The following is a 26,881-nucleotide window of genomic DNA, read 5'->3' as shown; positions in this document are numbered from 1 at the left end:
TATTCCAATAAAAAAATTTGAGACAAGCATGGATCACAAATCAACAAAGCCAATTGACATGTCAGCCTATTGGCTGCCGTTCACACCCAACCGTTACTTTCAGCATCACCCTAAGATCATGCAGTCTGCTAAGGGAGCTTACTACTTTGATGATCATGGTCGTAAGCTGTTTGATGGTTTATCGGGGCTTTGGTGCTCCCCATTAGGGCACGCTGATCCTCGTATTGGTGCAGCCATTCAAAAGCAGTTTGAAACCATGGATTATTGCCCCGCGTTTCAGATGGCCAGTGAAACGACTTTTAGCCTAGCTAATCGTATTGCCAAGCTGGCTCCTAAGGGGTTGGATAAAGTGTTCTTTACTAATTCCGGTTCGGAGGCGGTTGATACAGCATTGAAGATTGCGATTGGTTATCACCGCGTAATGGGTAACGCATCCCGCATTCGGTTGATTGGACGAGATCGCGCTTATCACGGCGTTGGTATTGCAGGTATTTCTGTAGGCGGCATGGTCGCCAACCGAAAAATGTTTGCCAGCATGATGATGCCTGGGGTTGATCATTTGCCTCACACACTTAACCTGTCGGAAATGGCTTTCTCAAGAGGGCAGCCAAAGTGGGGAGCTCATTTGGCGGAGGAGTTAGAAAAGATTGTTGCACTTCACGATGCCAATACAATTGCCGCAGTCATCATGGAGCCTGTACAAGGATCTACTGGCGTGATCGTACCGCCAGAGGGTTATTTGCAAAGGATTCGCGAGATCTGTACCAAGCACGGTATTTTGCTGATCTTTGATGAAGTCATTACTGGTTTTGGCCGCTTAGGAGCGAACTTCGGAGCTGATCGCTTTGGTGTTACTCCTGACATGATTACTTTTGCCAAGGGAATTACCAATGGAGTGATTCCATTGGGTGGGGTGATCGTGCGTGGTGATATCTATGACAATATCATTGCTAATGGTGGACAAGAGCAAGCCATTGAATTCTTCCACGGCTATACCTATTCAGGCCACCCAATTCCTGCTGCTGCTGGTCATGCTGTGCTCGATATTTTTGAGTCTGATGATTTGGTTAATCGTGCTCGAGCTCTCGAACCTGTTTTAGAAAATGGTCTTCATGCCTTAAAAGGTAAGTCAGGGATCTTAGATATTCGTAACTTTGGATTATCAGGAGCGGTTGAGCTTGATCCTGTGCCCGGAAAACCTGGTCTTCGCTCTATGAAAGTGCTGGAGGCCTGCATAGAAATGGGCACGCTAGTGCGAGTCGCAGGCGACGCCATTGCTGTAGGCCCACCATTTATTTCTAAACCAGAAGAAGTGGAATTTATGTGTAGCGTTTTAGGTGATGCTATTGATGTGGCAATGAGAGTGAGTTAACCGTGCAAAAATTAGGTTTTTAATTGGTTGGAATATTGTATAGCAACACTATACAATATGGTATGATCAAATCGTTCCGACACAAAGGATTGCAGCTATTTTTTGAAACCGGAAGCCGTGCTGGTATTCAAAGTAGTCATGCGCCTCGTCTTTCCCGTCAATTGTCTAGATTGCATGAGGCTCGAAATTGGGAGGATGTGAATATTCCCGGTTGGCGATTACATTCTTTAAGCGGCAAACTGGTCGGCCATTTTTCAATTTCTGTTAGCGGCAATTGGAGAATTACTTTTAGGTTTGAAGGTGAAGATGTAGTGTTGGTAAATTATCAGGACTACCATTGATGATAAAAATGAGAAAATTGTTTAACCCCCCACATCCAGGACTCACCTTGCGTGATGACATTCTGCCTGCCCTTGGGATTACTGTTACTGCTGCAGCAGAACAGCTTGGTGTTACTAGGGCTGCTTTATCTCGAGTATTAAATGCCAAGGCCGCAATTTCCCCTGAGATGGCATTGAGAATTGAGGCATGGTTAGGAGTTGAAAATGGTGGTAGCGCAAGTCTTTGGTTGGCTCAACAGTCTACTTATGACTTATGGAAAGCCAGAAAGACGCTTAAGACAAAAGTGAAGCACGTACAAATCTCGGATTTATTGGCTGCCTAAAAATTAGTGATTCAGCAAATGGTAAATCACTGGTATTGCAACAGCACTCACCACGCCATTCATTCCCATTGCTAGGCTCGCATAGGTTCCAGCTTCTGGATGGATGCTAAACGCACGTGAGGTACCAATGCCGTGTGCACCGATGCCAATCGCAAAGCCTCTTTGCCACCAGGCTTTCATACCCAATGCATTGAGAACAAAAGGCGCCAAGATTGCTCCGAGTATTCCTGTGCTCACTGCAAAGATCGCAGTGAGGGTAGGCGAGACACCAATCCGTTCTGCGATACCCATAGCGATTGGGGCCGTTACCGATTTGGGATACATTGCTCCGGTAATGCTGGAGTCAGCCCCTAGCATCGTGGCAATTCCCACAGCACTGATGATTGACACTAGGCCACCTGTGCAGAGCGAAACAATCAGTGGAATGGATCTACCTTTGAGACTGCTTAGGCCTCGATAAATAGGTATCGCTAAAGAGACTGTCGCGGAGCCGAGCAGGAAATGAATAAATTGGGCGCCTTCAAAATAGGTCGAATAGGGCATCTCAATAAATTGAATAGTGCTCGCTACGATCAGGATAGCAATCGCTACTGGGTTAGCTACAGGATTCTGATGGCTGGCCTTATAAATAGTTAACCCAATTTGATAGGCTGCCAGCGTAATAAATAGAGCAAAGAGCGGGCTGCCTGATAAGTAGACCCAAATCTCCACAATGGAGTGTTTTTCACTCATGAGATTCTTTCTTGCTTAAAAACCGTGCTACAAGAGCGCTGGAGGCGATAGTGAGAATGACGCTGCCGATCAGCGCGCTAATAATGGCCAAGGCATTAGCCTTTAGCTGAGGCAAGAAAAGAACGACGCCAACGGCTGCAGGTACAAAAAGTAGGCCCAGGTACTGACTAAACCCATCGGCAACCATCGCTAATTCGGAATTGATTCCTTTGCGTAATACAAGCCAAAGGACTAATAGAACTAATCCAATCACTGGACCAGGTAGTGTTGGTAGCAGGAACTTGGAAACCAGTTCGCCCAGGCTTTGAAACAGAAGGATTTGTACCAGACCAGAAATCATGCGCCTATCTTACCGCCTGCTTGCATGGAGTGCTTATCTAACCATCCTAGTGCCCCAGGCACCAAAGAGGGGGTTTCTATAGGGTTTCGTTTTGGAATCCTGAGCTAGAGTGAGCTGTGCACTAGTGTACAGATGACTCCAGTCAATATCTTGCATACAAAATCTTGCTACACTGGTCTGAAAATAGCAGTTCATATTAATAAATAGGAGATTCAACATGAAGTCACTTGTTTCTGGCTTGCTTCTTGCTTTGTGTTCCAGCCTTTCTTTCTCTGTATCCGCTAAAGATACAGTCAAGATTGCTTATATTGGACCTTTGACCGGAGGCGTCTCTGCCAATGGTATCGGTGGTCGAAATTCTGCAGACTTAGCGGTTCGCCTTAAGAACCAAGACCCCAATGCTAAATATAAGTATGAATTGGTTACCGCTGATGATGAGTGCAAGCCGAATGTGGGTGTACAGGTCGCCACTAAAATTGCTTCTGATAGCTCAATCATTGCAGGCGTAACCCACTATTGCTCAGCAGTAGCCATGAGTACAGTCGACGTTTATCACAAGTTTGGTTTGCCAGTAATGGTATGGGGCGCCGTTCTTCCTGAAATTACATACGGCAACGACTATAAAGAGATTCATCGCGTTAATGGCACGATGATTAACCAAAATGAAGTAGCTGCTAAATTCTTAACGGGTTTGGGCTACAAGAAGTGGGTCATCATTCATGACACTACCGATTACGGCAAAGGCCACAACAAGTACTTCACCCAGTTCCTCACTAAAAATGGCGGGCAGATCTTGGGCACGTTTGGTGTAACTGCCGATCAACAGGACTTCACTGCAGAGTTAACCAAAATTAAGCAATTAAATCCTGAAGTGGTTTACTTCGGTGGCTTGACTCCAATTGGTATTCGCATTCGTACGCAAATGGATCGCTTAGGTATTAAGGCTGTATTCGAAGGAACTTCTGGTATCAAGTCTGATGCTTACATCGAGGGCTTGGGTAAATTGTCTGAAGGCTCTTTGTCCTTCATCGAAGGTGCGCCATGGGAAAAACTCCCAGGTGGACTGGAGTTTATTGCGAAGTATTCACAGCAGAAGTATCCAGATGCGCCTGAAGCTTATGGTCCATTTGCCTATACCGCTGCTAACTTGATCATGGCTGCAATTGAAAAGGCAGGCCCTAATCGCAAGAAGGTAATGGAAGTTTTAAACAACACCCAAAACGTTGAAACGATTATTGGCAAAGTGAGCTTTGATGATCATCGTCAAAACATTGTTCCTTTGATCTCGAAGTATGTTGCGCAAGATGGCAAATGGGTTCTCTGGGAAGACAGTCTCTACGCTAAAAAGCAGCGTAAGTTAGGGCAGTAATTGAATCGTAGTAGAAGAGGGTAATTTTGCATGTCATTTGATATTTTTTTGCAGTACCTGCTCAATGGTTTGATGTTGGGTGTAATTTATGCAATCGTGGCAGTTGGATTTACCCTCTACTTCGGTGTATTGGATGTCATTAAGTTTTCTCACGGTGACATCCTGATGGTGGGGGCCTTTGCTGGCCTCACCGCCTATATTGGTATAGCTGAGACATTTACATCGCCCTGGCTCCAGCTATTTATATTGATGCTGGTGAGCCTCTCAGTGGCTGCTTTTCTGGGTGCAGTAATTGCGCGCTATCTCATCTTGCCCTTGCAAAAAGCGCCACCAATCAATACCTTGTTGGTAACTTTGATGCTCGGCCTTGCTTTGCGAGAGGCAGTGCGCTTGTTTTATCCAAATGGATCTAACCCTAAGCCTTTCCCTAAGTTATTGCCAGTTGATGGCATTGTTCTGGGTGAATTTACTTTGCGCTCTGACAGTCTTATCTTGCTGATCACTGGAGTGTTGACGATTGTGGCGGTTCAACGCCTGATTACAAAAAGCAAAATTGGTTTAGCGATTCGTGCAGTTGCTCAAGATAGTGAAACTGCGCGGATTATGGGCATTAACTTTCACCGTGTGGTGTTGATTACCTTCATGTTGGGTTCGGCTTTAGCTGCTCTAGCCGGCCTAATGAATGGTCTTTACTACAACGAGGTGAATTTCAGTATGGGTTTATTGCTTGGCGTGATTGGTTTCTCTGCTGCAGTAGTGGGGGGATTGGGTAATTTCTACGGTGCGATTGTGGGTGGATTTTTATTTGCAGGTCTACAAACTATTGGCGCTGTTTTGCTACCAGCAATATTGCCGAACGTTCCTAGCGCCTACAAAGACGTATTTGCATTTGCAGTCATCATCATCATTATGGGATTGAAGCCTACGGGCTTGATTTCTGAAAAATCAAGCGAGCGAGTTTAAGTATGAAGTTATTAATATCTACCTTCGTAGCTTGTCTGGCCTACAGCATTTTATTGTTGGGCTCTGAAAATCAGTTAGAAGTTGGCGCCCTTGTTGTCCTCGCATTTGTGGTGAGCTTAGTTGGTAAAAAAATGGGTTTGATGGAAAAGCTCGCAGTCGCTGTAAGAGAGCATCCTAAGTTTCCAGCTTACGCAGCGGTTGTAGGTGTATTGGTCACTATGCTGGTGTTCCACAATTCGCACTTTGCCCTTTTGATGCTGGCTACAGTGCTGATCTATTCCATTGTTTGCCTAGGCTTAAATATTCAATTCGGTTACGTAGGCATTGTGAACTTTGCAGGTGCCGCTTTTTTTGGTATCGGTAGCTACACTGCTGCAATTTTGGCCACGCATACTGCTATTCCGCACTTACTTGTTTTATTCATTGCAGCCGGGATCTCTGCCTTGATTGGTTCCATACTGATTTACCCCGTGTTGAGAACGCGCGGCCACTATGCAGCTCTAGTAACGATTGCATTTGGTATCTTGTTCCGTAATTTCTTGGAAGTAAACGATACATTGGGTGGCCCACAAGGTCTCAAAATTCCACCATTAACTATTTTTGGCTGGAATTTATCTGACGGCTTAGATATTGGTGGTTTTGAACTTTCTTTCTACATTCCTTATTTACTGATCGCCTTAGTTTTATTGATTGCTAGCTTCAGAATTACCCGCAATCTTGAGCGTTCATGGATTGGTTTAAGTATGGACATGGTTCGCACTGATGAAATTGCTGCCTCCACATTTGGAGTCAATATTGCGCACTGGAAAGTAGTGGCGTTTACCTTGGGTAACTTCATTGCTGGTATGGCAGGGGCGCTTTATGGAATGATGACCGCTTATGTCGCGCCGAATAACTTTACGTTTGCCGACTCGTTGATTTTGGTGTCGATCGTGATTTTGGGTGGCATTGGCAATCCTTGGGGAATTATTCCTGCTGCGGCAATTGTCGTGATTCTTCCAGAAAAGTTGCAATTTATTCAGGAGTATCGTTTCTTGCTATATGCGATCGTGGTGATCTTGATTCTGCTTTTCCGCCCAGATGGATTATTGCCAAGGCGTATTAGAGAATATTTCCCAGGCAATAAAGCGGGAGGCCAGAAATGAGCTCTGCAACATCCCCTAAGAATCGTATTCTGGTAGCAGATAAACTCACCATGCGTTTTGGCGGAGTAACGGCACTAGATTCATTAGATCTGCATGTGAACGAAGGCGAGGTATTGGGTTTGTTAGGCCCAAATGGCTCAGGCAAGACGACCTTCTTCAATGTGATTACCGGTCTGTATCGAGCAAGCTCAGGAAATGTTTCATTTCGTGGAGAGGATTTAACGGATGCCACTGCTCAGCAGGTGTATCTGCAGGCGATTACTCGCACCTTCCAGCGTTCGCGCCTATCCTTACCTCTCACGGTCTTTGACAATATTGCGATTGGGGATAACCGCCGACTCAATACGGGGCTGATTTTTAATCTATTTCAGAGAGAAAAATTCAAGCAAGAATACGAAGGCTTGGTTGAGCAAGTAAGACAACTGCTCCTCACATTTAATCCTAAGTTAGCCGACAAAATATTTGAGCCAGTTGCCAGTCTGCCGATGATTGATCGCCGTCGTATTGAAATCTGTCGTGCTTTGATTAGTCAGCCTGATTTATTGCTATTAGATGAGCCATCGGCTGGTATGACTCATGATGAGACTGCAGAAGTCATGGATGATATTTTGCAAGTCCGTAGCAAGATCAAGCCATTTACGATTATTTTGATCGAACATGAGATGGGTTTAATACAACGTATGACTGAGCGTTGCATTGTTCTGAACTACGGCAAGAAGATTGCCGAGGGCACTTACGATGAAATTGTGAATAATCGCGAAGTGCAAGTTGCTTATTTGGGGCAGGAATAATTATGGCCTTATTAGAGATTGAACACATATACACCGCTTACGATCGAATCGATGTTCTTGAGGATGTGTCCATCAAAGTAGAGCAGGGTGAAATCACTTGCATCTTGGGCGCTAATGGAGCGGGCAAATCTACTTTAATCCGATCTATCCTGGGATTGACCCCAGCGAATCGCGGCAAGATTATGTTTAACGGAGTAGATATTGCGCATCTACCAACGCATCGAATTATTGAGGCGGGTATTGCATGTGTTCCAGAAGGGCGTCGTGTCTTTCCGCGTATGACAGTGGATGAAAATTTATCGGCTGGTGCTTATTTGGTAACGGATAAGAAAGTAATTGAAGAACGTCGCGAGCATGTGAAGCATTTATTTCCTCGCTTGGCGGAGCGCTCCAACCAACTGGCGGGCACTATGTCGGGTGGCGAGCAGGCCATGCTTGCTATCAGCCGTAGCTTAATGAGCTCACCCGAGTTACTGATTTTTGATGAACCTTCTTTGGGGCTTTCGCCTTTGTTTGTAAAAGAAAACTTCAAGATCATTAAAGAGATTAACCAGATGGGTACGACAGTATTGTTGGTTGAGCAGAATGTTCGTCAAACTCTGGCAATTGCCCATCGAGGGTATGTCATTTCTAAGGGGCAGGTAGTTGCCGAAGGAAGTGCTACTGCATTGGCTGAGAACGCCGAAGTACAAGCGGCATATTTTGGATAATTGAAGATGACACACCCCTTTCCCGATCCGGTTGCATTAACCCAAGAACTCATTCGCTTTAATACCATCAATCCTCCTGGTAATGAGGATCAAGTTTGTGAATATCTAGCCAAGCTTTTGGAGTCGGCTGGTTATGAGTGTCGCAAGATTGAGTTTGCTCCGCATCGTATGAGTTTGGTTGCCAAGATTGGTGCCTGCTCTTCTGAAAAACCCAGTATCTGTTTTACTGGGCATATCGACGTCGTTCCCTTGGGTGCGCGCCCCTGGAAATACGAGCCATTTGCCGGTGTCATTGAGGATGGTAAGTTATATGGCCGCGGCTCAAGCGATATGAAGAGTGGTGTAGCGGCTTTTATTATCGCTGCAATGAAGATGGCGGACTCGGCAAAGCAGGGCGCAGGAGTTAGTTTAATTATTACTGCGGGTGAAGAAACTGGCTGTGAAGGTGCATTTCATTTAGTGACTAACCAGGAAATTGTGGATTTTCTTGGACCTGCGGGATGTTTTATTGTTGCCGAGCCAACTGCAAATGAACCTTTGTTAGGCCATAAGGGTGCTTATTGGTTGAGAGCCTCTACTGATGGCATCACCGCTCATGGCTCAATGCCTGAGCGTGGTGATAATGCCTTTTATAAGTTAGCCAAGGCAGCGTTAACCTTGGAAAAATTTGAATTTGACACCCCCGCTCATGCATTAATGGGTCAAGGTACCCTGAATGTGGGAACCGCAAAATCGGGTATCAATATCAATTCCGTTCCTGATGCTGCTGAAATGACTTTGGATATTCGAACAGTTGCAGGGCAAAAGCACCCCCATATTTACGGCTGCTTGTGTAAGGCGCTCGGTCCGTCAGTGCGCTTAGACACCATTATTGATATTGAAGGCGTTTTCACGCCGGCTTCAGATCCTTGGATGGCAAGTGTTTTTGATTTTTGTGAAAAGATCAACGGCGTCCGTCCGATTGAGAAGACTGTCTCCTACTTTACTGATGCATCTGCACTAAAGCCTGCCATTGGCAATCCGCCCACTGTCATCTTGGGGCCAGGGCAGCCAGAAATGGCTCATCAAACAGATGAATTTTGTTATGTCGACAAGATTACTGACGCAACCCAGCTATTTTCTGAATTAATCCTCGACTGGCAGGGGTGCTAGATCTGGCCTAGTGAGTCTATTTAGGTTCACTTTTCCATAATTTATGTTGCAAAGCAATAAATCAATTCTTGGTTAAGATAAACACACCAACAGCAGGGGTATAAAAGTGCCCCTAAAACAATAAAAGAAGTAATTCAGAAAATACAGGAGAGCACTCATGGCCGAATTGAATGTCAACGGAAAAAAGTACAAGGTGGATGTAGATCCAGATACCCCATTACTTTGGGTCATCCGTGAACAAGTTGGGTTAACTGGCACCAAATATGGTTGCGGAGTAGGTCAGTGCGGTGCCTGTACAGTTTTGTTTGAAGGTCAAGCTATTCGTAGCTGCTCAATTCCTGTAGCTGCTGCTGAAGGTAAAAAGATTGAGACTATTGAAAGCTTGGAGAAGAGTGGTCAGCTTTCGAGAGTACAAAAAGCTTGGGTTGATAATCAGGTACCTCAGTGTGGCTACTGTCAATCTGGCATGGTGATGGCAACAACTGCTTTGTTGCGTAACAATCCAAAGCCTACCGATGCTCAAATCGATGAATCCATTACTAATATCTGCCGCTGTGGAACATTCCAGCAAGTGCGCGCAGCTATTCATGCGGCAAGCAAGGCTTAAGGGGAAAGACATGACTACAAATACAAATACTTCCCGCCGCCATTTTGTTATTGGCTCTAGCGCAATTGCTACTGGCTTGGCCATTGGCTTTGATCTTTCTTTTATGTCTGCCGCGCATGCAGCCATGGGTACTGGCACGACTGCCATGACTCCTTTAGCCACCCCAGAGATTGGTGTATGGGTTGTGGTTAAACCAAATGATGATGTTGTTGTGCGTATTGTTCGCTCTGAAATGGGCCAAGGCACTATCACTGGTTTGGCTCAGATGGTTGCTGAAGAATTACAGTGTGATTGGAAAAAAGTATCTTATGACTATCCATCTCCTGGAGAAAATTTAAAACGTAATAAGGTATGGGGCAGTTATTCCACCGGCGGTAGCCGTGGTATTCGTACTTCAGAGCAGTATGTTCGTAAAGGTGGCGCTGCTGCTAGGATGATGTTGATTCAGGCCGCAGCCAATCAGTGGAATGTGCCTGCGTCAGAGTGTGTTGCGCAAAATAGCGTGATTACACACACTCCATCTGGCAAGAAGACCACTTTCGGTAAAGTTTCTGTTGCTGCTTCACAGTTAGAAGTGCCAAAAGATGTGCCATTAAAAGATCCGAAAGAGTGGACCTTGATTGGCAAGCCCGTCAATCGTATCGACGGCGTTTCTGACAAGGTGACTGGTCGACAGGTATATGCAATTGACTTAAAAATGCCAGGCATGTTGGTAGCCAACATTAAAGAGTCTCCAGTATTTGGTGGCAAGGTGAAAAGCTACGATGCCACCAAGGCTCAGTCGATGAAGGGCGTCAAGAAAGTTGTTCAGGTTGGCGACTCAGCAGTAGCAGTCGTTGCAGATACTTTCTGGCAAGCTAAAACCGCCATGGATCAAGTGAACATTGTTTGGGGTAACGGATCCAATGCCAATGTCTCTAGTGCTTCTATTAAGAAGATGCTGGAAGAGGGCTTGAATGCAGATGATGCCTTTGAACACAACAGCAATGGTGATGTCAAAGCGGCAATGTCTGGAGCATCTAAAAAATTAGAAGCTACCTATTTCTATCCATTCTTAAATCATGCAACCTTAGAGCCACAAACAGCTACTGCAAAGTGGACTGCTGACTCCTGCGAAGCATGGGTTCCAACCCAAGACGGTGAAGCATCACTAGCAGCCGTGATTGCTGCTTCTGGACTGCCTGCAGAAAAATGTAATGTTTACAAAGTAAATCTTGGCGGTGGCTTTGGACGTCGTGGTGCATTCCAGGACTACACCACACAAGCGGTGAACATTGCTAAACAAATGCCGGGCACTCCGATCAAGTTGATTTGGACGCGTGAAGAAGACATGACCCAAGGTCGCTACCATCCGGTAATGATGTGCAAAATGTCTGCTGCCATCGATGATAAGAAGAATGTCACAGCGGTCAATATGCGTTTATCTGGCCAGTCTATTTTGGCTGCAGTACGTCCAGCGGTAGTAGAGGCAAATAAGGGCAAGGATCCACTGGCATTTCAGGGTGTGGACCCAACCGGCGAGCATGGTATTACCTATAGCTTCCCAAATCTGAATATTGATTACGCGATGCGCAATACTCACGTGCCACCTGGATTCTGGCGTGGTGTGAACGTCAATCAAAACGCGATCTTTATTGAAACGTTCATGGATGAGATGGCTGAAGCTACAGGTATGGATGCAGTAGAGTTCCGTCGCAAGCATATGGAAAAGTACCCCCGCGCGTTAGCAGTGCTTAATGCGGTAGCTGATGGAATCGGTTGGACTAAGCCCGCTGCACCAGGTGTTTACCGTGGCATTGCGCAAATGCGATCTTTTGGCAGTTATGTTGCCGCAGCTTGTGAGCTTTCCGTTAAAAACGGTAACGAAGTAAAGATTCATCGCATTGTTGCTGCAACCGATCCAGGTTATGCAGTGAACCCTGCGCAAATTGAACGTCAAGTATCTGGTTCATTTGTTTACGGCTTATCCGCTTTATTCGAGGAAGAAATCACCCTCGAAAATGGTGCGGTGGTTCAGAAGAACTTTGATACCTTTAACTCGATTCGCCTCTATCAGATGCCTAAGGTCGAAACCATCATCATTCAAGGTGGCGGTAAGGACTGGGGTGGAGTAGGGGAGCCAACGATTGCAGTAGCTGCACCAGCCGTTCTTAATGCGATTTATCGTGCAACTGGTAAACGCCTGCGTACGGTGCCGTTGAAAAATAGCGGCATCACGTTGATTTAAGAGTTCGCTCATAGTGAAATTGTGTCGATGAAAAAGGGGATCGCATTAGCGTTTTTATTGCTAGGCATCCTCAATTTCAGCACTGCAAACGCTCAAGCAATAACGGGGGATTCGATTTTCGAATCCCTTTCTACTAATCCTGGTGACCCAGTGCGTGGCAGGGCAATTGTGGCTAGTCGTCAAACGGGTTTATGTTTGTTGTGTCATAGCGGGCCGTTTCCAGAAGAGCGTTTTCAGGGAAGCTTGGCGCCAGAGCTTAAAGCGAGTGCTGCCCGTTTAAATGCACCTCAATTAAGGGCGCGTATTGTCAATGCGGCTTACTTTAATCCGCAAACCATCATGCCAGCCTATTATCAAACTAGCAATCTGAATCGTGTAGCCCCGAAGTTTGCTGGTCAAACGATATTGAATGGCCAAGAGATAGAGGATGTTGTTGCTTTCTTGATGACCTTAAATAATTCAAACTAACTGAAACTAGATGAAGAAAATCATTCATAACCATCGTCGACATTGGCTTAGGCAAGTCCAGGGTCTTGGCTTACTAGCCTTGGGATTTTGTCTAAACCCTATGACTGCTTTTGCCAAGAAGGAAGAAGCGGATGAAGCCATTAAAAAAATCACCGGTGGCGCATCTATTCGGGAGGGTAAGGTAACTTTGGTGATACCACCGCTGGTAGAGAATGGGAATTTAGTGGTACTGAAAGTGAGCGTAGATAGTCCCATGACGGCCAATGATTACGTTAAGACCATTCATGTTATTGCAGAGGGAAATCCTTTGCCCAATATCTTCACCGTTTACCTCAGCCCAAGATCTGGCACGGCAAACATTACGACTCGCGTTCGTTTGGCTGATAGTCAGAGAGTCTGGGCGATTGCGCAAATGAATAATGGTAGTTTTTGGCAGGGCTCCGCTGAAACTTTGGTAACCCTTTCAGCTTGCACGGAGATGGTATGAGTAAAACCTCCCGCACATCTATCACGATGCCGGCGACGGCAAAAAAAGATTCCATCATTGAGATCCGCGCGATCGCACAACACGATATGGAGTCAGGTTTTCGCTATACCGAGGGCGGCAAACTCATTCCTCGGGATATTATTCGCACCTTTACCTGCACTTACAACACCGTCGAAGTATTTAAAGCAGACTTTTACTCGGGCATTGGTGCTAATCCTTTAATGATCTTTACCACTGTCGCGGTAGAGTCCGGAACCCTCGAGTTTAAGTGGGTAGGGGATGATGGATATGAGGCAATTAACCAGGCTCGCATTACTGTTTCGTGAACAAGCAAGCATCTCTTCTTCTAAGCAGTATTTATCTCATACTTGCTAGCCTCTTTTCTATAGGGGTAGTAAATGCAGCGCCTTCGCTACAGCAATCCAGTTATGAGTTGATGTCTGCAGAAAACAAAGCGATGCAGGACGATTCCTCATTAAACCCTGCCATGTTTTGGGTTGGTGATGGTGAAGCTTTGTGGCAGCAAAAAATGGGGCCGCAGAATAAATCTTGTAGTACTTGCCATGGCGATGCCAAAAAATCGATGCGGGGTGTAGCGACGCAATATCCAAAGTTAGTTAAAGGTAAGTTGCAGACCTTGGAGGGACAGATCAATCAATGCCGAGTAGGCGCGCAATCTTCTCCCGCATTGGCTTACGAGAGTAAAGACCTTTTGGCTTTGACAGCTTTTATTGCCTTTCAATCCAAAGGAATGCCAATCGCCGTTAGCGAAACCAAAGCCAATGCACCTTTTTTAAAAAAAGGTCGACAGGCATTTAATGAACGCATGGGTCAACTCAATTTATCTTGCGCACAATGCCATGAAGATAGAGCTGGTCTAAAGTTAGGCGGCAGCCCAATACCGCAAGGACATCCAAATGCTTATCCTATTTATCGTTTGGAGTGGCAAACCTTAGGCTCTTTGCAACGTCGCCTCCGCAATTGCATGAGCGGCGTGAGAGCCCAACAGTTTGAGTACGGCTCACCAGAAATGGCTCAGCTGGAGTTGTTTCTGATGTGGCGCGCTAGAGGTCTACCCCTGGAATCTCCAGGGGTGAGACCTTAATCAATCACGTTGATTTAATTAGTCTGAGAAAACTACAGAAGTTGCGCCATTAATGAGGACGCGATCATGCAGGTAGTAGCGCAAAGCTCTTGAAAGAACGGCACGCTCTAAATCACGACCCTTGCGTACCAAATCATCTGGTGTATCACCATGCGTAACGCGAGTGACATCCTGCTCAATGATTGGACCTTCATCTAAGTCGCTGGTAACAAAATGGGCCGTAGCGCCAATCAGTTTGATGCCGCGAGCATGGGCCTGGTGATACGGCTTGGCGCCTTTAAAGCTTGGCAAGAATGAATGGTGCACGTTAATGCAGCGGCCAGAGAGCTTGGTCGATAAGTCATCGGACAAGATTTGCATATAGCGCGCCAGAATCACCATATCCACCTTAGACTCAGCAACGATTTCAAGAAGTCTGGCTTCTTGAGCAGGCTTGGTATCGGGAGTGACTGGTAAATGGTAGAACGGAATGTCGGCAAAATCGATACTGGCATAGACCTCGCGTGGATGATTGGAGACGATTCCGCAAATAATCATTGGCAATTCACCAATGCGCCAGCGGTAGAGTAGGTCAACTAAGCAATGGTCTAGCTTTGATGCCATGATTAATACGCGTTTGAGATCTTTTACAGCGCGTAATTCCCAAGTTAGCTCAAAACGCTTAGCAATTTCCAGAAATCCAGCTCGGAGAGAATCTACGTTTGCAGGGCAGCTAAAGCTAACGCGCATAAAAAAACGCTTGGATGCTTTGTCATCAAACTGTTGTGCCTCTTCAATATCGCCACCCAGCTCAAATATATAGGTAGAAACCGCAGCAACAATGCCGGGTTTGTTGGGGCAAGTCAGTGTGAGGTAGTAGTTTTCTGTAGACATGTTCAATTGTTAAGGTAATGCTGGTAAAAGACCAATTTTAGACTGTTCCCGATCGCTTGCTAGGGAAAACCATCAATCTATTGCTGGGCGGTATTTTTTGGGGACTCTGTAGGTCCCAGTAGAGGCTCACTTTTATCGGTGATGGTTGGTAGTACCACTTCGATACATATTGGTTTTGAGCCAATGACGTTAAAAAAGCTACACTCCTTTTTGGTGGCTGCTGAAGCTGCGTGTTCCAGGGGAGATTTTCCTGTTGCTGCGGTGGAAGCCAAACTCGCGGCAGTGGCGGGGTTAGCAACTGCAGCTGATCCAATGCTGCTGGCTGCCGCGGAACTCGAACTACTGAGGAATGCTAGCGGCGCAGCACAGGCAGATAGAAAAAAAATAGTCAGAAAACAGAGACATAGGCTGCTATGGATTCTGATAAAGCACCCAATCTCAAGAGGAAAGAGCTTATTTTTTTCCGCAAGCAACGTTAAATACTCCAGCGGCCCATGAGCCATTTGGAATGGTATCAAAAACACTATCAGATGTTTTTTGGTCTACGACTACTTTGCCTTTGCCGCGATTGCCAGTAAATACTTTGAACTCAATCGGACGATATTTTCCAGTGCTGCAATCGTATTCATTCAAGCCAATAATGGAATTTACAGTCTCTTTGGTCGCAGGATCTTGGCCAGGCTTTTTAAAATCCAACATCGACACGATCTGAGCCAGATTTCCCTGTGTTTGAATAGTGGCGGTATCCACGAAAACGGTTGACTGATCATTTTTACCAATTTCTTGCCAGGCAGCCATAGCATTACTGCTTGCCAATAATGCGGAACAAATTGCGAGCAGGGTGGCGATAATTTTCATGTGATGAAGTCCTTGGTAATGGCTATTGACATTGATAAGCCATTTTAAACGCCAATGGCACTAATCGCCAATATAAGGGGGCTTGTCTACTTATTACTCAATTCAAGCTGGCGATTACTTTTCTCAGGCTTCATCTGCAACGGCAGATATTGATTTGTTGCCCAAAGAGGGTTCATATTTCGATATAGCTTGCTTTGTACCCATCCTGATTGACCTGTTTGATATACAAAGAGGGATTTTTCAAGATCCGATAAATCATAGATTGCTCTTAAGCTAGGAGCCTGTAAAGTCTCATACGGGTTTTCAGACTGCGATAACTCTAGTCTGCCCACATTAATCGAGAAGCTGTCACCGGGGAAAGGAGTTTTAATATTAAATAGGTCGCCAAGAAACGGTATCTTGCTCAGAGGGCGATGTTCGGAAATGGCAATGTGCGCCTTACCCCAAGCCCAAGTTTTGGGATCGTCACCATATTCTTTACTTAAATAGACCAAGGCTTTATCAAGCGCATTATTGGAGGAATCTTGGCAGGATTCAATCTGCTGTGTTTTGGGATCATCGCACCATGGGCTATTAGGATTTTTAACTTGCAGCAAAAGTGGGGCGCGGTAGTTACGTGCCCCATAGTTTTCTAAAAACAGATAACCTAATCTAGCAAAAAGATTACGCGTTAGTTGATCAGCCCAAGCGTTAAAGAGAAGGGCAGCTGCGCTATCTACTTTCATATCGCCATCAAAGCTTCTGCCCATTTCCATTGCCTTGGCGCTCAAAGGATGTGAGCCTTGACTAGATTTAAATAACTCCAATAGTGGTGTAGCTGCAAGCGATAGGGTGTCGCCTTGCATGGTTTTCATATCGTCTAAGGTATGAACATTCTTTGATTTGATGAGGTCAACAATGCGGTCGTAGCGTGTTGGTAAATCCCAGTCGCCCGTTAGAGGGTTAGGATCATTGGCAGCGACGATTCTTTGATTGGCTGTCGCAATCCAGCCTTGCTCAGGATTATTGCTAGCGGGAAGCTGCTCAAAGGGTACATAGCCATTCCAATCGTATTGTCGATCCCAGCCTAGTGCCGGGGCTACACCATATAGCCCTTGATGCAGAATTCTTTTAGGAGCAATACCAGCTGCTTGATAAGCAATATTGCCTTCGTTATCTGCCATCACTACGTTTTGCATTGGGGCGTAATTTTTTCGCAGTGCTTGCTTGAATTGATCGAGGTCTGTAGAGCGATTCATTTCTAGTAAACCTGCAACAGACTGGTTTTCATTGTCGAGTGCAGTCCAGCGTAATGCGAGAGCAAAATGTTCAGTGTCAATCGCACGCTTAGCTCTTGCATAAGAATCGGAGATAACGGGGCCATGCCGAGTTTCTTTTACCAGGAAGGTAAGGGGCGGAGCCCCTTTGATATCAATGATCTCTTGATGCACCTTAAAAGGAAGGGGCCCATCAGGACCTCGATACATTCCAGGATTCTTCGGATCAATTTGCTCAATGTATAAATCTTGAACGTCCGGACCGGTATTCGTAAAGCTCCAAGCGAATTTATCCGTTCTTCCCAAAATAATGGCCGGTATACCAGGCAAAGTTCCGCCAATGATATTGAGGCCTGGCGCTTCAAGATGGGCAAAATACCAGATGGCCGGGGCAGACAGACCTAGGTGAGGGTCGTTGGCCAGCAATGGCTTGCTAGTGGCGCTTAATTTTCCGCTCAGAGCCCAGTTATTGGATCCGATGCCATCTTTTCCACCCATTTGATCCCATTGACTTAACTCGGTTGCTGGTAAGTTTTGAGATTTACTTTCAGTTTGGCCTGGAATTGGGTTAAAGACTCTCAGATCGCGATACAGTTTGGAAAAATCCATATTGCTGACTGGCTCACTAGACTCATAGGGTGGGAGCACCTCCCAGACTTGTTTGGTTGTGAGGTATTGAGAAAGTTCCAGTCTTTGCAATTCTTTCTGCCAATTGCCCCCTAGGTCATAAGCCATCATCAGCATCCAGGCAACACTATCTGTTGGAGACCAATGTCCGGGTTTTGATCCTGTCAAAAGATACTCAAGCGGGAGAGCCCATCCTAATTGAGCATTGCCAGCGTTTACGCCATCAGCATAGGCTTGAAGTAGTCGCTTGGCAGAAACGGGGTAGCGATCAAATTGGTGCTCTGCTGCACGCTTGACGCCTAGGGTACGGACAAAGCGATCAATTTTTACCGTGTCATTGCCCAAGATTTCTGAAAGTCGCCCACTAGCAATGCGACGATTCATTTCCATTTGCCAGGAGCGCTCGCTGGCATGCAAATAGCCTAAGGCAAAGTAGGCGTCTGCCTGACTTTTGGCCTTAATGTGGGGAATATCGGCCTCATCAAAAGTGATGGCTATGGAATCGCCTAGCCCTCTAATAGTCCGCTTGCCCGAGATATGGGATTGTGCAGAATATAAATAGGCGACAGTGAATGCTAAACCCGCCGTCAGACATAGACCTATTAGCCATAGGCTGGCCCGCACAAGCTTGCTAAACCCAGATGATTTTGCCGGAAAATTCATGGAAACATTTTAGATGCTTTATTGGGCTCAGCGTTGGATCAGGGCCCAAAAGGAGTTCAGGGGGCTACAAAGGGGCTTGCATGCTAAAATTTCGCTTGTCTTGATTTATTTAGCACTGCTTTATTGCTAGTGCGAGCCCGAGTGGTGAAATCGGTAGACACAGCAGATTTAAAATCTGCCGACTCAAAAAAGTCGTGCCGGTTCGATTCCGGCCTCGGGCACCATGAGAATTACTTCCTTCCGCTTTGGTAAAGCGCGCGATCCACTTTTTTATCCTTGAATTTAAGTAAAAAAAGTAGCTTTCGTTGTATAAAATGAACTAATGAAAGTAAATACCTACCGGTGGACTGAATCTCAGGGATGGGGCGACCTATCTCTGCACCCAGAGGTCAATCTGGTCATCGTATATGCCGAGCATCCTTTCTTTAAAGAGGCTCAATGTTACGACGAGATCAAATCTTTTTTTCCATCTGCTGAAATTGTAGGTTGCTCTTCTTCTGGAAATATTTGCGGAGATCGAATATCTGATCGAGATATTATTTTGTCAGCCATCTCATTTTCAGCAACCCGAGTATTAGTTAAAAATGCTTTTATTGAAGGCAATGAAGATGTTGGGTCAGCAGTTGGTCGCTTGTCTCAAGAATTTTCTGATTCTAAGCCAAAGCATTTGTTCGTACTTTCAGATGGTTTATCGATCAGCGGCTCTGAACTAACTAAAACACTAAACGTATTAGATGTTCCTGTTACTGGTGGTTTGGCAGGAGATGCCGATCGCTTTAAAACCTCTTGGGTGATGGTAAATGGGCCAGCAAAGCAGCATCAGATTGCATTGATTGGTTTTTATGGGGACCTGAACGTTTCCTATGGATTCTCTACAGGTTGGCGGGAGTTTGGTCCTGAGCGCAGGGTAACTCGGGCTGAAGGAAGCGTTGTTTATGAGATAGACCATAGACCTGCCTTAGAAATCTATACCAAGTATTTGGGTGATCTTTCCACGGAGCTTCCTGGAAGCGGCTTACGTTTTCCTCTTTCTGTAACCGATACTTCCATGGGGCGATCATACGTTCGCACTTTGTTGGGAGTCAATTGGGACGAGCTGAGTTTAAGTTTTGCGGGAGGTGTGCCGCAGGGGAGTTTGTGCAAACTCATGAAGACAGACATTGATTCGCTAATTGACGCGTCAGTGAGTTTGACGAACAACCTACACCATGAAGTAAGTACACAAGACTCCCTATGCTTGGTGGTCAGCTGCGTTGGCAGGCGTCTGGTGATGGATCAGATTGCAGGCGAAGAGATAGAGGCGATTCAGTCGATATTGGGTGCAAAAACGACAGTGTTTGGCTTTTATTCTTATGGTGAAATTGCTCCTTTTGAGCCGGCCACCTGCGCCCTACATAATCAAACCACAACCCTCACGCTGTTATCGGAATAAGGCAATTCTTTGATATGGGCTTTGAGATAAAAAACCAGCACCGACTCTTAAAGCGGCAATTTAGAAGTTTCCCTGAAATTGCAGCGATGAATGATGAGCATTGGCTAGCATTTGTTAATGTCGTGAATGAAACCTACCATCAGGTAGATCGCGAACGCCGCTTGCTAGAAAATGCCGTTGAAGTAACAGCACAAGAATTGACCGGCGTTAATAAGCAATTACAGCTTTTTATTGAAAATGCCCCGACAGGCATCGTGATGCTGGATAGTCAAATGCGATACCTCTACGCGAGTCGACGTTGGCTTGAAGATCGAAAAATAGAGGGCATTGATATTATCGGCAAAAGTTATTACGAGATTTCGCCTAATATTTCCGAAGAGAATAAGCGACTGCATCAAAAGTGCTTACTCGGAGAATCGGCATGCTGTAATGAGGATCGAATTATTTATCCTGATGGTAGTTGTGGATGGATTCGCTGGGAGATCAGGCCTTGGATGCATTCAGATGGCGCTGTTGGCGGCTTAATCTTTTTTTCCGAAGATATTACGATCAGAAAAAAAGCGGAAGAAGAGTTGCGAATTGCTTCGGTTGCATTCCAATCTAGCGATGGCATGATTGTGACTGACCATCTAGGCACTATATTGCGAGTGAACACGGCCTTTGAAAAAATTTCCGGCTATCTAGCCGAGGAACTGGTTGGAAAAAATACTTCTATTTTTAAATCTGTTGAATATCACGATGAAGCTTTTTATCGTAACTTATGGGAGGCGGTTTCAACAGAAGGGAAGTGGGAAGGAAGCGTTTGGAACCGAAATAAAGAGGGGCGCACTGTTCCGGTATGGTTATCGATTTCTGCCGTGAAAGGTGAGGATGGCACTCATACTCACTACATTGGTATTTACTCAAATACTAGCGATCCAAGAGAAGCAGAGCGGAAGATTTTAGAGCTCGCTTACTATGACCCACTGACTAACTTGCCCAATAGACGCCTCTTGCTGGATCGTTTGAATCAGGCTCGTATTGCAGCTTCACGTAACCATGTATACGGCGCGGTTCTATTGATTGACATTGATCGATTTAAGTCAATCAATGACACTCGAGGCCATGATATGGGCGATCAAGTATTGATGGCAGTAGCTCAGAGCTTAAGAAGCAACTTGCGCGAGATGGATACTGCTGCGAGGCTTGGAGGAGACGAATTCATTGTCTTAATCCCTGATTTGGGATCCAATGCCGAAAATGCCATGCATGCACTCAATCTCATCGCGGACAAGTTGCATAAAAGTATTTCAGAGCCAGTCAATTTGAATGGGATTATTCACACTACTACTGCTAGCGTTGGAATCACCTTGTTTTCTGATAAGACTCAAGGTACCAATGAATTGCTAAAAGAGGCTGATTTAGCGCTTTACCAAGCTAAAGCTGCCGGCCGAAATACTGTGCGCTTTTTTAATGATGCGATGCATATTCAATTTACCGAAAAAATTACCATGGAGGCCAGCTTAAAGAGGGCAATGGATAAGGGTGAATTGAGTTTGATGTATCAACCTCAAGTCGATCAGTTAGGCAAAGTCATTGGTGCAGAAGCATTGTTGCGTTGGAGCCCAGTGGATTTAGAGGTGATTTCTCCGGATATATTTATTCCGATAGCAGAGGAAGCTGGGCTCATTATTTCCATTGGTGAATGGGCGCTGAAGGGCGCTTGTGCGCAATTGAGGAGATGGTCTCAGGATGAAGGCACTCAGAATTTGGTTTTATCAGTAAATATCAGTGCAAAGCAATTTAGGAAAGAAAACTTTATTGAAATGGTGAAGTCCGCAGTCAGTGCTGCGGGAATTAATCCTAAATTACTCAAGTTGGAGCTGACAGAAAGCCTCTTGCTGGAGGATGTTGATGCAGTGATCGGCACAATGAATGTCTTGAGAGAATTGGGTATTAAATTTTCAATGGATGACTTTGGCACCGGTTATTCATCGCTAAGCTACCTGAAGCGCTTGCCACTTGATGAGCTCAAAATTGATAAAAGTTTTGTTCTCGATATTGCTTGGGATGAGGGAGATCGCGCTATCATTCGCTCGATATTATCGTTAGCTCAAACCTTAAAATTGGATGTCGTTGCCGAAGGTGTAGAAACTATTGAGCAGCGCGATTACCTCCTTGCAGAGGGTTGCTGTTTTTATCAAGGCTATCTCTATGGCAAGCCTTTAAGCGAAGAGAACTTTCAATCATTGGTTAACTCGCTCCAGTAATACGGCCTCTCTGTTCGTATTTCTTCAATATTGGAGTGATGCACAGGCACAAGCAGATATACAAAGATACACACAGATATTTAGTAATGAAACTCTATCTTTTAGTATTTCTCTTCATGGTTGCTCCGTTCCGGTTGGCTATGGCCACCGAGACGCTCGTGTTTGACTGCAAGAGAGCAGAAAAAGACTTCACAGAAGAGTATGAAATGAAGTTGGTAGTGGCTACCAAGTTATCCAAGGCCAAGATCTATCTTGACGGCAGAGACTTAGACCAAGTTGATGGGAATGGGTCCCAGCTTGTGAAAAATGTTCACATTACCCCGCCCAATATTGTGATGCTGATTGATGCCCATTTTGAGCCTGAGATATTGGCAGGCATTGCCTATCCTGCAGGTACGGTAACGACTCTGCTTACCCTAAATCAAGTGACTGGTAAGTTAAAAAAAGTCGAGACAATTCAAGGGGGAATCTTGGGCAGTAATCTCGGTAACGGAACTCGGACTAGCGAAGAGAGCTGCTTGCCTGCTAAGGGGCGTTAAAGCCTTAATCTGGCTCCGTCACAAAGCCCAGCTTAGTTAAACCTGCTCGCCTAGAGGCTGCTAGCACTTGTGCAACATATTCATATTTCACAGACTTATCGGCACGTAAATTGATTTCTGGCTGTGGATCTTTCTGAGCGGCTTTTTCTGCATACCCATCAAAGGTTTTTAAATCAATCGGCGTGCTATTCCAGAAGATTTTTCCAGCGGCATCAATTGAAAGTTGCACTGACTCAGGCTTCACTTCATTGCGTACGCTATTGGCCTTGGGCAATTCCACCTTCACTGCCTGTTGAATGACGGGTAAGGTGATGATGAAAATAATCAATAGCACCAACATGACATCCACCATCGGTGTCATATTGATTTCCGACATGATGCTATCGTCGTTTTGGTCGTCTTGAATATGAAAAGACATCGTTATTCCCCGGAATTAACGCGGGCACCTGTAACAAAGTAAGCCAATAAGTCATTGCCAAAACGATTGAGGTCGGCAACAAATAATTTATTAGCGCGATTGATGGCATTAAAGCTTAGAACTGCAGGGATCGCCACGGCCAATCCAAGCGCAGTCATGATGAGCGCCTCCCCAATAGGGCCAGCCACTTGATCAATCTGTGCGCTTCCAGAGCTGCTGATAGAGATCAAGGCGTGATAGATTCCCCAGACGGTACCAAATAGACCAATAAATGGTGCGATAGCGCCAGTAGAGCCCAAGAAAGTCAGACCCTTTTGCAATCCGGCGGCAATGGTATCAACACTATTTTTCACGCTTCTTGCCATCCACTCAGAGTAGTTCAATGTTTGCAGCAATTCACGGTGATTGGTGGACTGGCTTTGGTGATGCGCTGACGCCTTCGTTGCCAGCTTCGCAATTTGATAATAAGGATTGACGGCATGATTACTAAAGGCTTGCAAGCCTTGATCAAAAGAAGTAGCGCGCCAAAATTGCTCGAGCTCAGGTTTAAGTTTGCGCAGGTTACGCAAATCCCATAGTCGAGTTAATAAGATCACCCAAGTCACAATCGAGCAGGTTAGTAGGGCAAGCGCCACAAATCGGGTAATCAGATCGCCCTCAAGCCAGAGATTTGCTATGCCAAATGGTGTATTCATATTGATTAATTCTTGAGATTAAATTTAATTAAAAGATTGGTCGAAATTCTTTGGGGTGAGCCATTTACTAAAAAAGGTTTAAAGCGATAGCGTTTACCGATATCCGTAGCGGCACGATCAAGTCTAGGAAATGTGCTTGACTGCAGTAATGCTACATCTTCTACGCTACCAGTCTCATCAATAATTAAGCGCACTACCACTGCCCCTTGTTCGCCGGATCGCTTAGAAAATGAGGGGTAATAAGCATCTGCATCTGGCTGGTAAACCACTACCAGTTTACCAATGTCAGTCTGAATTGGTGTGCCGCTTGTGCCACCACCGGTTGCAGGGGCAACAGCAGCATTCTGAGTCTGAGATTGCGATTGAGATTCAGATTTACTTTGAGCTTGATTTGCGGGGGTTGGCGGTTGGGTCTGGGTTGGACTGGGCTTTTCCGTCAGCTTTTCCTTTGGCTTCTCCTGAACCACTTTCTTTTCTTCTTTGGGTTTTGGCGGAGCAGCAGCAGGGGGTTGTTGGCTTTGTGCAGCTTCCGGGCTCACTAAATTTGCCATGACGCGCGCATCATCCATTTGCGGAGAGCGCGTACTAAAGTGTAAAAACTCAAGAGCAGGGAGGGCGTGCAGCAGGAGGACGATGCCAATAATGATGCGTTCCGTTTTGTTGAACGGAATATAGGAATCCAATTTTTTCAGAAAAGCGCTCATCTCACTTCACCTAGGATGCGAGCTTCAACGGCATGTGAAGTTAAATCTGCAGACATTAAATCTTGTGCCATTGACAGTAACGACGCTTCATTCTTGCTACTCAGAAATAGTACCGAACCAAATTCTTTATTTCCACTTTCTGTTTTAAGCAAATCAATCTGTCTCTTCAGTTGTCTGACAACGGCATCACTGGTATCTATCAGTGTGATGGATTCACCAAGCAGTTTTCGGATGGACTTTCTCAAAAAGGGATAGTGCGTGCATCCTAGTACCAAGGTGTCAGCCCCCGCATCCTGAATAGGCTCAAGATGTTTGGCTAATAGCTCAAGCGTATCTACGCTATCGGCTTGGCCGGACTCTATTAACTGAACCAATCCTGCACCAGCTTGTTTGATGAACTGACAATCATTTGGCAGCGTATTGAGTAAAGCAATGAACTTGTCACTTTTAAGGGTTGCTTCTGTAGCGAGAACGCCCACAATATTATTCTGCGATTGCATGGCGGCTGGCTTAATGCCTGGCTCAACCCCAATAATTGGAATAGCAATCGCCTCCCGAATTTGTTTGATAGCTTCAGCCGTTGCAGTATTGCAAGCAATCACAATGGCGTCACATCCCTTGCTAGCTAGATATCTGCAAAGATTTAAGCTGCGATCTGCGATCCATTCACTGGTCTTTTCACCATAAGGAGCATTGGCAGAATCAGCGAGATAAATATAGTGATGTTGGGGTAGCTGACGCAGAGCCTCATCCAAAATGGATAAACCCCCAACGCCAGAATCGAAAACCCCAATAAGTGCCAATATTTGCTCAGTAGTCGCTGATTAAGAAGTAATGAAATTAAGCAATCTTCACTGGAATACCAGCAATCTTGGCCTGCCATTCGCGCGGACCTTCATTGTGCATAGAAATGCCCTCTGAGTTCACTGCGACAGTCACTGGCATATCTTTCACATCAAACTCATAAATGGCTTCCATGCCTAAGTCGGCAAAACCAACTACCTTAGAAGTTTGAATGGCTTTAGATACTAAGTAAGCGGCACCACCAACAGCCATTAAGTAGGCCGACTTATGTTTCTTAATGGCCTCAATCGCTTCAGGTCCACGCTCTGCTTTACCAATCATGGAAATCAAGCCAGTTTTAGCAAGCATCATCTCGGTGAACTTATCCATGCGAGTTGCAGTAGTTGGGCCTGCTGGACCAACCGCTTCGTCGCGTACTGGATCAACTGGACCAACGTAATAAATCACGCGGTTCTTAAAGCTCACTGGTAATTCTTCGCCCTTAGCAAGCATGTCTTGAATACGTTTATGTGCAGCGTCACGACCTGTCAAGATTTTGCCGTTGAGTAGTAAGGTCTGTCCTGGTTTCCAGCTCGCCACTTCTTCGGCAGTGAGGGTATCTAAATTCACGCGTTTGGATTTTTGAACATCTGGTGTCCAAGTGACATCAGGCCAATCGGAGAGGGAAGGGGTCTCTAGTTTTGCTGGACCATCGCCATGCAAATGGAAATGTACGTGACGAGTTGCTGCACAGTTCGGAATCATGGCAACGGGCAGGGAAGCGGCATGGGTTGGGTATTCCATGATCTTGATGTCAAGAACAGTAGCCAAGCCACCTAGGCCTTGAGCGCCAATGCCCAGTTTGTTTACTTTTTCATAGAGTTCTAAGCGTAGTTCTTCAGCGCGAGTCTTAGCTCCGCGAGCAATCAGTTCCTGAATGTCGACTGGACCCATTAAAGATTCTTTTGCCATGAGCATGGCTTTTTCTGGTGTACCGCCAATACCAATGCCTAGGATGCCAGGAGGGCACCAGCCTGCGCCCATAGTGGGAACGGTTTTGAGAACCCAATCAACAATCGAATCGGAAGGGTTGAGCATGACCATCTTGGCCTTGTTTTCTGAGCCGCCGCCTTTGGCTGCACAAATCACTTCTACATCATCGCCAGGAACGATTTCGTAATGGATGACTGCCGGAGTGTTGTCACCGGTGTTTTTACGCTTGCCTGCTGGATCTGCCAATACAGAAGCGCGCAACATGTTTTCGGGATTGAGGTAAGCGCGACGCACACCTTCGTTCACCATGTCACTGACGCTCATCGTTGCGTCAGGCCATTGCACATTCATACCAATCTTCAGGAACACCACTGCGATGCCAGTGTCTTGGCACATTGGTCGATGGCCTTCGGCACACATCCGGCTGTTGGTCAAAATTTGAGCAATCGCATCTTTTGCGCCGTGACCCTGTTCCAGCTCATACGCCTTGCCCATGGCAGTAATAAAGTCCTTAGGATGGTAGTAGGAGATGAACTGAAATGCGTCTGCAACGCTTTGAATGAGGTCGTTTTGTTTGATATTGGTCATGGTTTTAGGCTTATTTCCACATTATTAGTAAGGTTTGCCCTATTTTAAGGGTTTGCCATAGAGCAAATCCC

The 26,881-nt window shown here is 45.7% G+C and carries 28 protein-coding genes and 1 tRNA gene; 19 read left to right on the top strand and 10 right to left on the bottom strand.

Annotation, left to right across the window (positions count from 1 at the left end; genetic code table 11):
- Window positions 1–28 precede the first annotated feature (28 nt).
- The 3 genes from ICN33_RS00315 (at window position 29) to ICN33_RS00305 (ending at window position 2,036) form a co-directional block, all read left to right on the top strand.
- Entirely contained in the window at window positions 29–1,372 is a 1,344-nt protein-coding gene (locus ICN33_RS00315) for an aspartate aminotransferase family protein (protein WP_216193457.1), read from the top strand.
- A 62-nt stretch (window positions 1,373–1,434) separates the two neighbouring features.
- Complete coding sequence (locus ICN33_RS00310) at window positions 1,435–1,713, top strand: type II toxin-antitoxin system RelE/ParE family toxin (RefSeq protein ID WP_216193455.1); 279 nt, start codon at window positions 1,435–1,437, stop codon at window positions 1,711–1,713.
- Between the two features lie 8 nt (window positions 1,714–1,721).
- On the top strand, window positions 1,722–2,036 hold the full coding sequence (locus ICN33_RS00305) for a HigA family addiction module antitoxin (RefSeq protein ID WP_216193453.1): 315 nt from the start codon (window positions 1,722–1,724) through the stop codon (window positions 2,034–2,036).
- Between the two features lie 3 nt (window positions 2,037–2,039).
- Here ICN33_RS00305 and ICN33_RS00300 read toward each other — a convergent pair whose 3' ends face one another.
- Window positions 2,040–2,768: an LrgB family protein gene (locus ICN33_RS00300; RefSeq protein WP_216193451.1), complete on the bottom strand. Its 729-nt coding sequence runs from the start codon at window positions 2,766–2,768 to the stop codon at window positions 2,040–2,042.
- On the bottom strand, window positions 2,761–3,108 hold the full coding sequence (locus tag ICN33_RS00295) for a CidA/LrgA family protein (protein ID WP_216193449.1): 348 nt from the start codon (window positions 3,106–3,108) through the stop codon (window positions 2,761–2,763). The genes ICN33_RS00300 and ICN33_RS00295 overlap by 8 nt, the downstream gene beginning before the upstream one ends.
- 217 nt (window positions 3,109–3,325) lie before the next feature.
- On the opposite strand from ICN33_RS00295, the gene ICN33_RS00290 reads away from it, so the two are divergent.
- The 12 genes from ICN33_RS00290 (at window position 3,326) to soxA (ending at window position 14,132) form a co-directional block, all read left to right on the top strand.
- A complete protein-coding gene (locus ICN33_RS00290) occupies window positions 3,326–4,477 on the top strand; it encodes a branched-chain amino acid ABC transporter substrate-binding protein (protein ID WP_216193448.1) in 1,152 nt (383 codons plus the stop codon).
- A gap of 30 nt (window positions 4,478–4,507) precedes the next feature.
- Window positions 4,508–5,440 carry a branched-chain amino acid ABC transporter permease gene (locus tag ICN33_RS00285; RefSeq protein ID WP_216193445.1) on the top strand — a complete coding sequence of 311 codons (933 nt, stop codon included), beginning with the start codon at window positions 4,508–4,510 and terminating at the stop codon, window positions 5,438–5,440.
- A 2-nt stretch (window positions 5,441–5,442) separates the two neighbouring features.
- Window positions 5,443–6,585 (top strand): branched-chain amino acid ABC transporter permease, encoded by a 1,143-nt coding sequence (locus tag ICN33_RS00280; RefSeq protein ID WP_216193444.1) that lies wholly within the window; start codon window positions 5,443–5,445, stop codon window positions 6,583–6,585.
- Entirely contained in the window at window positions 6,582–7,376 is a 795-nt protein-coding gene (locus ICN33_RS00275; RefSeq protein WP_216193442.1) for an ABC transporter ATP-binding protein, read from the top strand. The genes ICN33_RS00280 and ICN33_RS00275 overlap by 4 nt, the downstream gene beginning before the upstream one ends.
- A 2-nt stretch (window positions 7,377–7,378) precedes the next feature.
- Window positions 7,379–8,086, top strand: a complete 708-nt coding sequence (locus ICN33_RS00270) for an ABC transporter ATP-binding protein (protein WP_216193441.1) — start codon at window positions 7,379–7,381, stop codon at window positions 8,084–8,086.
- A gap of 6 nt (window positions 8,087–8,092) precedes the next feature.
- Window positions 8,093–9,238 carry a M20 family metallopeptidase gene (locus ICN33_RS00265; protein WP_216193439.1) on the top strand — a complete coding sequence of 382 codons (1,146 nt, stop codon included), beginning with the start codon at window positions 8,093–8,095 and terminating at the stop codon, window positions 9,236–9,238.
- A 157-nt stretch (window positions 9,239–9,395) separates the two neighbouring features.
- Window positions 9,396–9,845: a (2Fe-2S)-binding protein gene (locus tag ICN33_RS00260; RefSeq protein WP_216193437.1), complete on the top strand. Its 450-nt coding sequence runs from the start codon at window positions 9,396–9,398 to the stop codon at window positions 9,843–9,845.
- A 10-nt stretch (window positions 9,846–9,855) separates the two neighbouring features.
- Entirely contained in the window at window positions 9,856–12,072 is a 2,217-nt protein-coding gene (locus tag ICN33_RS00255) for a molybdopterin cofactor-binding domain-containing protein (protein WP_216193436.1), read from the top strand.
- A gap of 27 nt (window positions 12,073–12,099) precedes the next feature.
- Window positions 12,100–12,540, top strand: a complete 441-nt coding sequence (soxX, locus tag ICN33_RS00250; protein ID WP_216193435.1) for a sulfur oxidation c-type cytochrome SoxX — start codon at window positions 12,100–12,102, stop codon at window positions 12,538–12,540.
- 10 nt (window positions 12,541–12,550) lie between these two features.
- Window positions 12,551–13,027 (top strand): SoxY-related AACIE arm protein, encoded by a 477-nt coding sequence (locus ICN33_RS00245; protein ID WP_216193434.1) that lies wholly within the window; start codon window positions 12,551–12,553, stop codon window positions 13,025–13,027.
- Entirely contained in the window at window positions 13,024–13,353 is a 330-nt protein-coding gene (locus ICN33_RS00240; protein WP_216193426.1) for a thiosulfate oxidation carrier complex protein SoxZ, read from the top strand. Before ICN33_RS00245 ends, ICN33_RS00240 begins: the two co-directional genes overlap by 4 nt.
- Window positions 13,350–14,132, top strand: a complete 783-nt coding sequence (soxA, locus tag ICN33_RS00235) for a sulfur oxidation c-type cytochrome SoxA (protein WP_216193424.1) — start codon at window positions 13,350–13,352, stop codon at window positions 14,130–14,132. The genes ICN33_RS00240 and soxA overlap by 4 nt, the downstream gene beginning before the upstream one ends.
- Window positions 14,133–14,150: 18 nt before the next feature.
- Here soxA and purU read toward each other — a convergent pair whose 3' ends face one another.
- From purU to ICN33_RS00220, 3 genes are all read right to left on the bottom strand, one after another.
- Window positions 14,151–15,005: a formyltetrahydrofolate deformylase gene (gene purU, locus ICN33_RS00230; RefSeq protein ID WP_216193422.1), complete on the bottom strand. Its 855-nt coding sequence runs from the start codon at window positions 15,003–15,005 to the stop codon at window positions 14,151–14,153.
- A 453-nt stretch (window positions 15,006–15,458) separates the two neighbouring features.
- On the bottom strand, window positions 15,459–15,863 hold the full coding sequence (locus ICN33_RS00225; protein WP_216193420.1) for a surface-adhesin E family protein: 405 nt from the start codon (window positions 15,861–15,863) through the stop codon (window positions 15,459–15,461).
- 86 nt (window positions 15,864–15,949) lie between these two features.
- A complete protein-coding gene (locus ICN33_RS00220; RefSeq protein WP_216193418.1) occupies window positions 15,950–18,409 on the bottom strand; it encodes a penicillin acylase family protein in 2,460 nt (819 codons plus the stop codon).
- 135 nt (window positions 18,410–18,544) lie between these two features.
- Here ICN33_RS00220 and ICN33_RS00215 point away from each other — a divergent pair.
- The 4 genes from ICN33_RS00215 (at window position 18,545) to ICN33_RS00200 (ending at window position 22,629) form a co-directional block, all read left to right on the top strand.
- A tRNA-Leu gene (locus ICN33_RS00215) sits at window positions 18,545–18,633 on the top strand.
- Window positions 18,634–18,731: 98 nt separating this feature from the next.
- Window positions 18,732–19,841, top strand: a complete 1,110-nt coding sequence (locus tag ICN33_RS00210; protein WP_216193416.1) for an FIST signal transduction protein — start codon at window positions 18,732–18,734, stop codon at window positions 19,839–19,841.
- An 86-nt stretch (window positions 19,842–19,927) separates the two neighbouring features.
- A complete protein-coding gene (locus ICN33_RS00205; protein ID WP_216193414.1) occupies window positions 19,928–22,090 on the top strand; it encodes a bifunctional diguanylate cyclase/phosphodiesterase in 2,163 nt (720 codons plus the stop codon).
- Window positions 22,091–22,176: 86 nt separating this feature from the next.
- Entirely contained in the window at window positions 22,177–22,629 is a 453-nt protein-coding gene (locus ICN33_RS00200) for a hypothetical protein (RefSeq protein ID WP_255530466.1), read from the top strand.
- A 4-nt stretch (window positions 22,630–22,633) separates the two neighbouring features.
- Here the strand turns inward: ICN33_RS00200 and ICN33_RS00195 are convergent, their stop codons facing one another.
- The 5 genes from ICN33_RS00195 to ICN33_RS00175 are packed head-to-tail and all read right to left on the bottom strand — an operon-like array spanning window position 22,634 to window position 26,810.
- Window positions 22,634–23,047, bottom strand: a complete 414-nt coding sequence (locus tag ICN33_RS00195) for a biopolymer transporter ExbD (protein WP_216193412.1) — start codon at window positions 23,045–23,047, stop codon at window positions 22,634–22,636.
- Between the two features lie 2 nt (window positions 23,048–23,049).
- A complete protein-coding gene (locus ICN33_RS00190) occupies window positions 23,050–23,742 on the bottom strand; it encodes a MotA/TolQ/ExbB proton channel family protein (RefSeq protein WP_216193411.1) in 693 nt (230 codons plus the stop codon).
- A gap of 5 nt (window positions 23,743–23,747) precedes the next feature.
- Complete coding sequence (locus ICN33_RS00185) at window positions 23,748–24,446, bottom strand: energy transducer TonB (protein ID WP_216193409.1); 699 nt, start codon at window positions 24,444–24,446, stop codon at window positions 23,748–23,750.
- On the bottom strand, window positions 24,443–25,249 hold the full coding sequence (gene murI / locus ICN33_RS00180; protein WP_216193407.1) for a glutamate racemase: 807 nt from the start codon (window positions 25,247–25,249) through the stop codon (window positions 24,443–24,445). Before murI ends, ICN33_RS00185 begins: the two co-directional genes overlap by 4 nt.
- 37 nt (window positions 25,250–25,286) lie before the next feature.
- Window positions 25,287–26,810, bottom strand: a complete 1,524-nt coding sequence (locus ICN33_RS00175) for a fumarate hydratase (RefSeq protein ID WP_216193405.1) — start codon at window positions 26,808–26,810, stop codon at window positions 25,287–25,289.
- Window positions 26,811–26,881: the final 71 nt, after the last annotated feature.

Source organism: Polynucleobacter sp. UB-Tiil-W10 (assembly GCF_018881605.1).
Classification (GTDB): Bacteria; Pseudomonadota; Gammaproteobacteria; order Burkholderiales; family Burkholderiaceae; genus Polynucleobacter.
The sequence above is the reverse complement of the archived record's forward strand: the minus strand, read 5'-3'. Positions and strand labels throughout refer to the sequence as shown.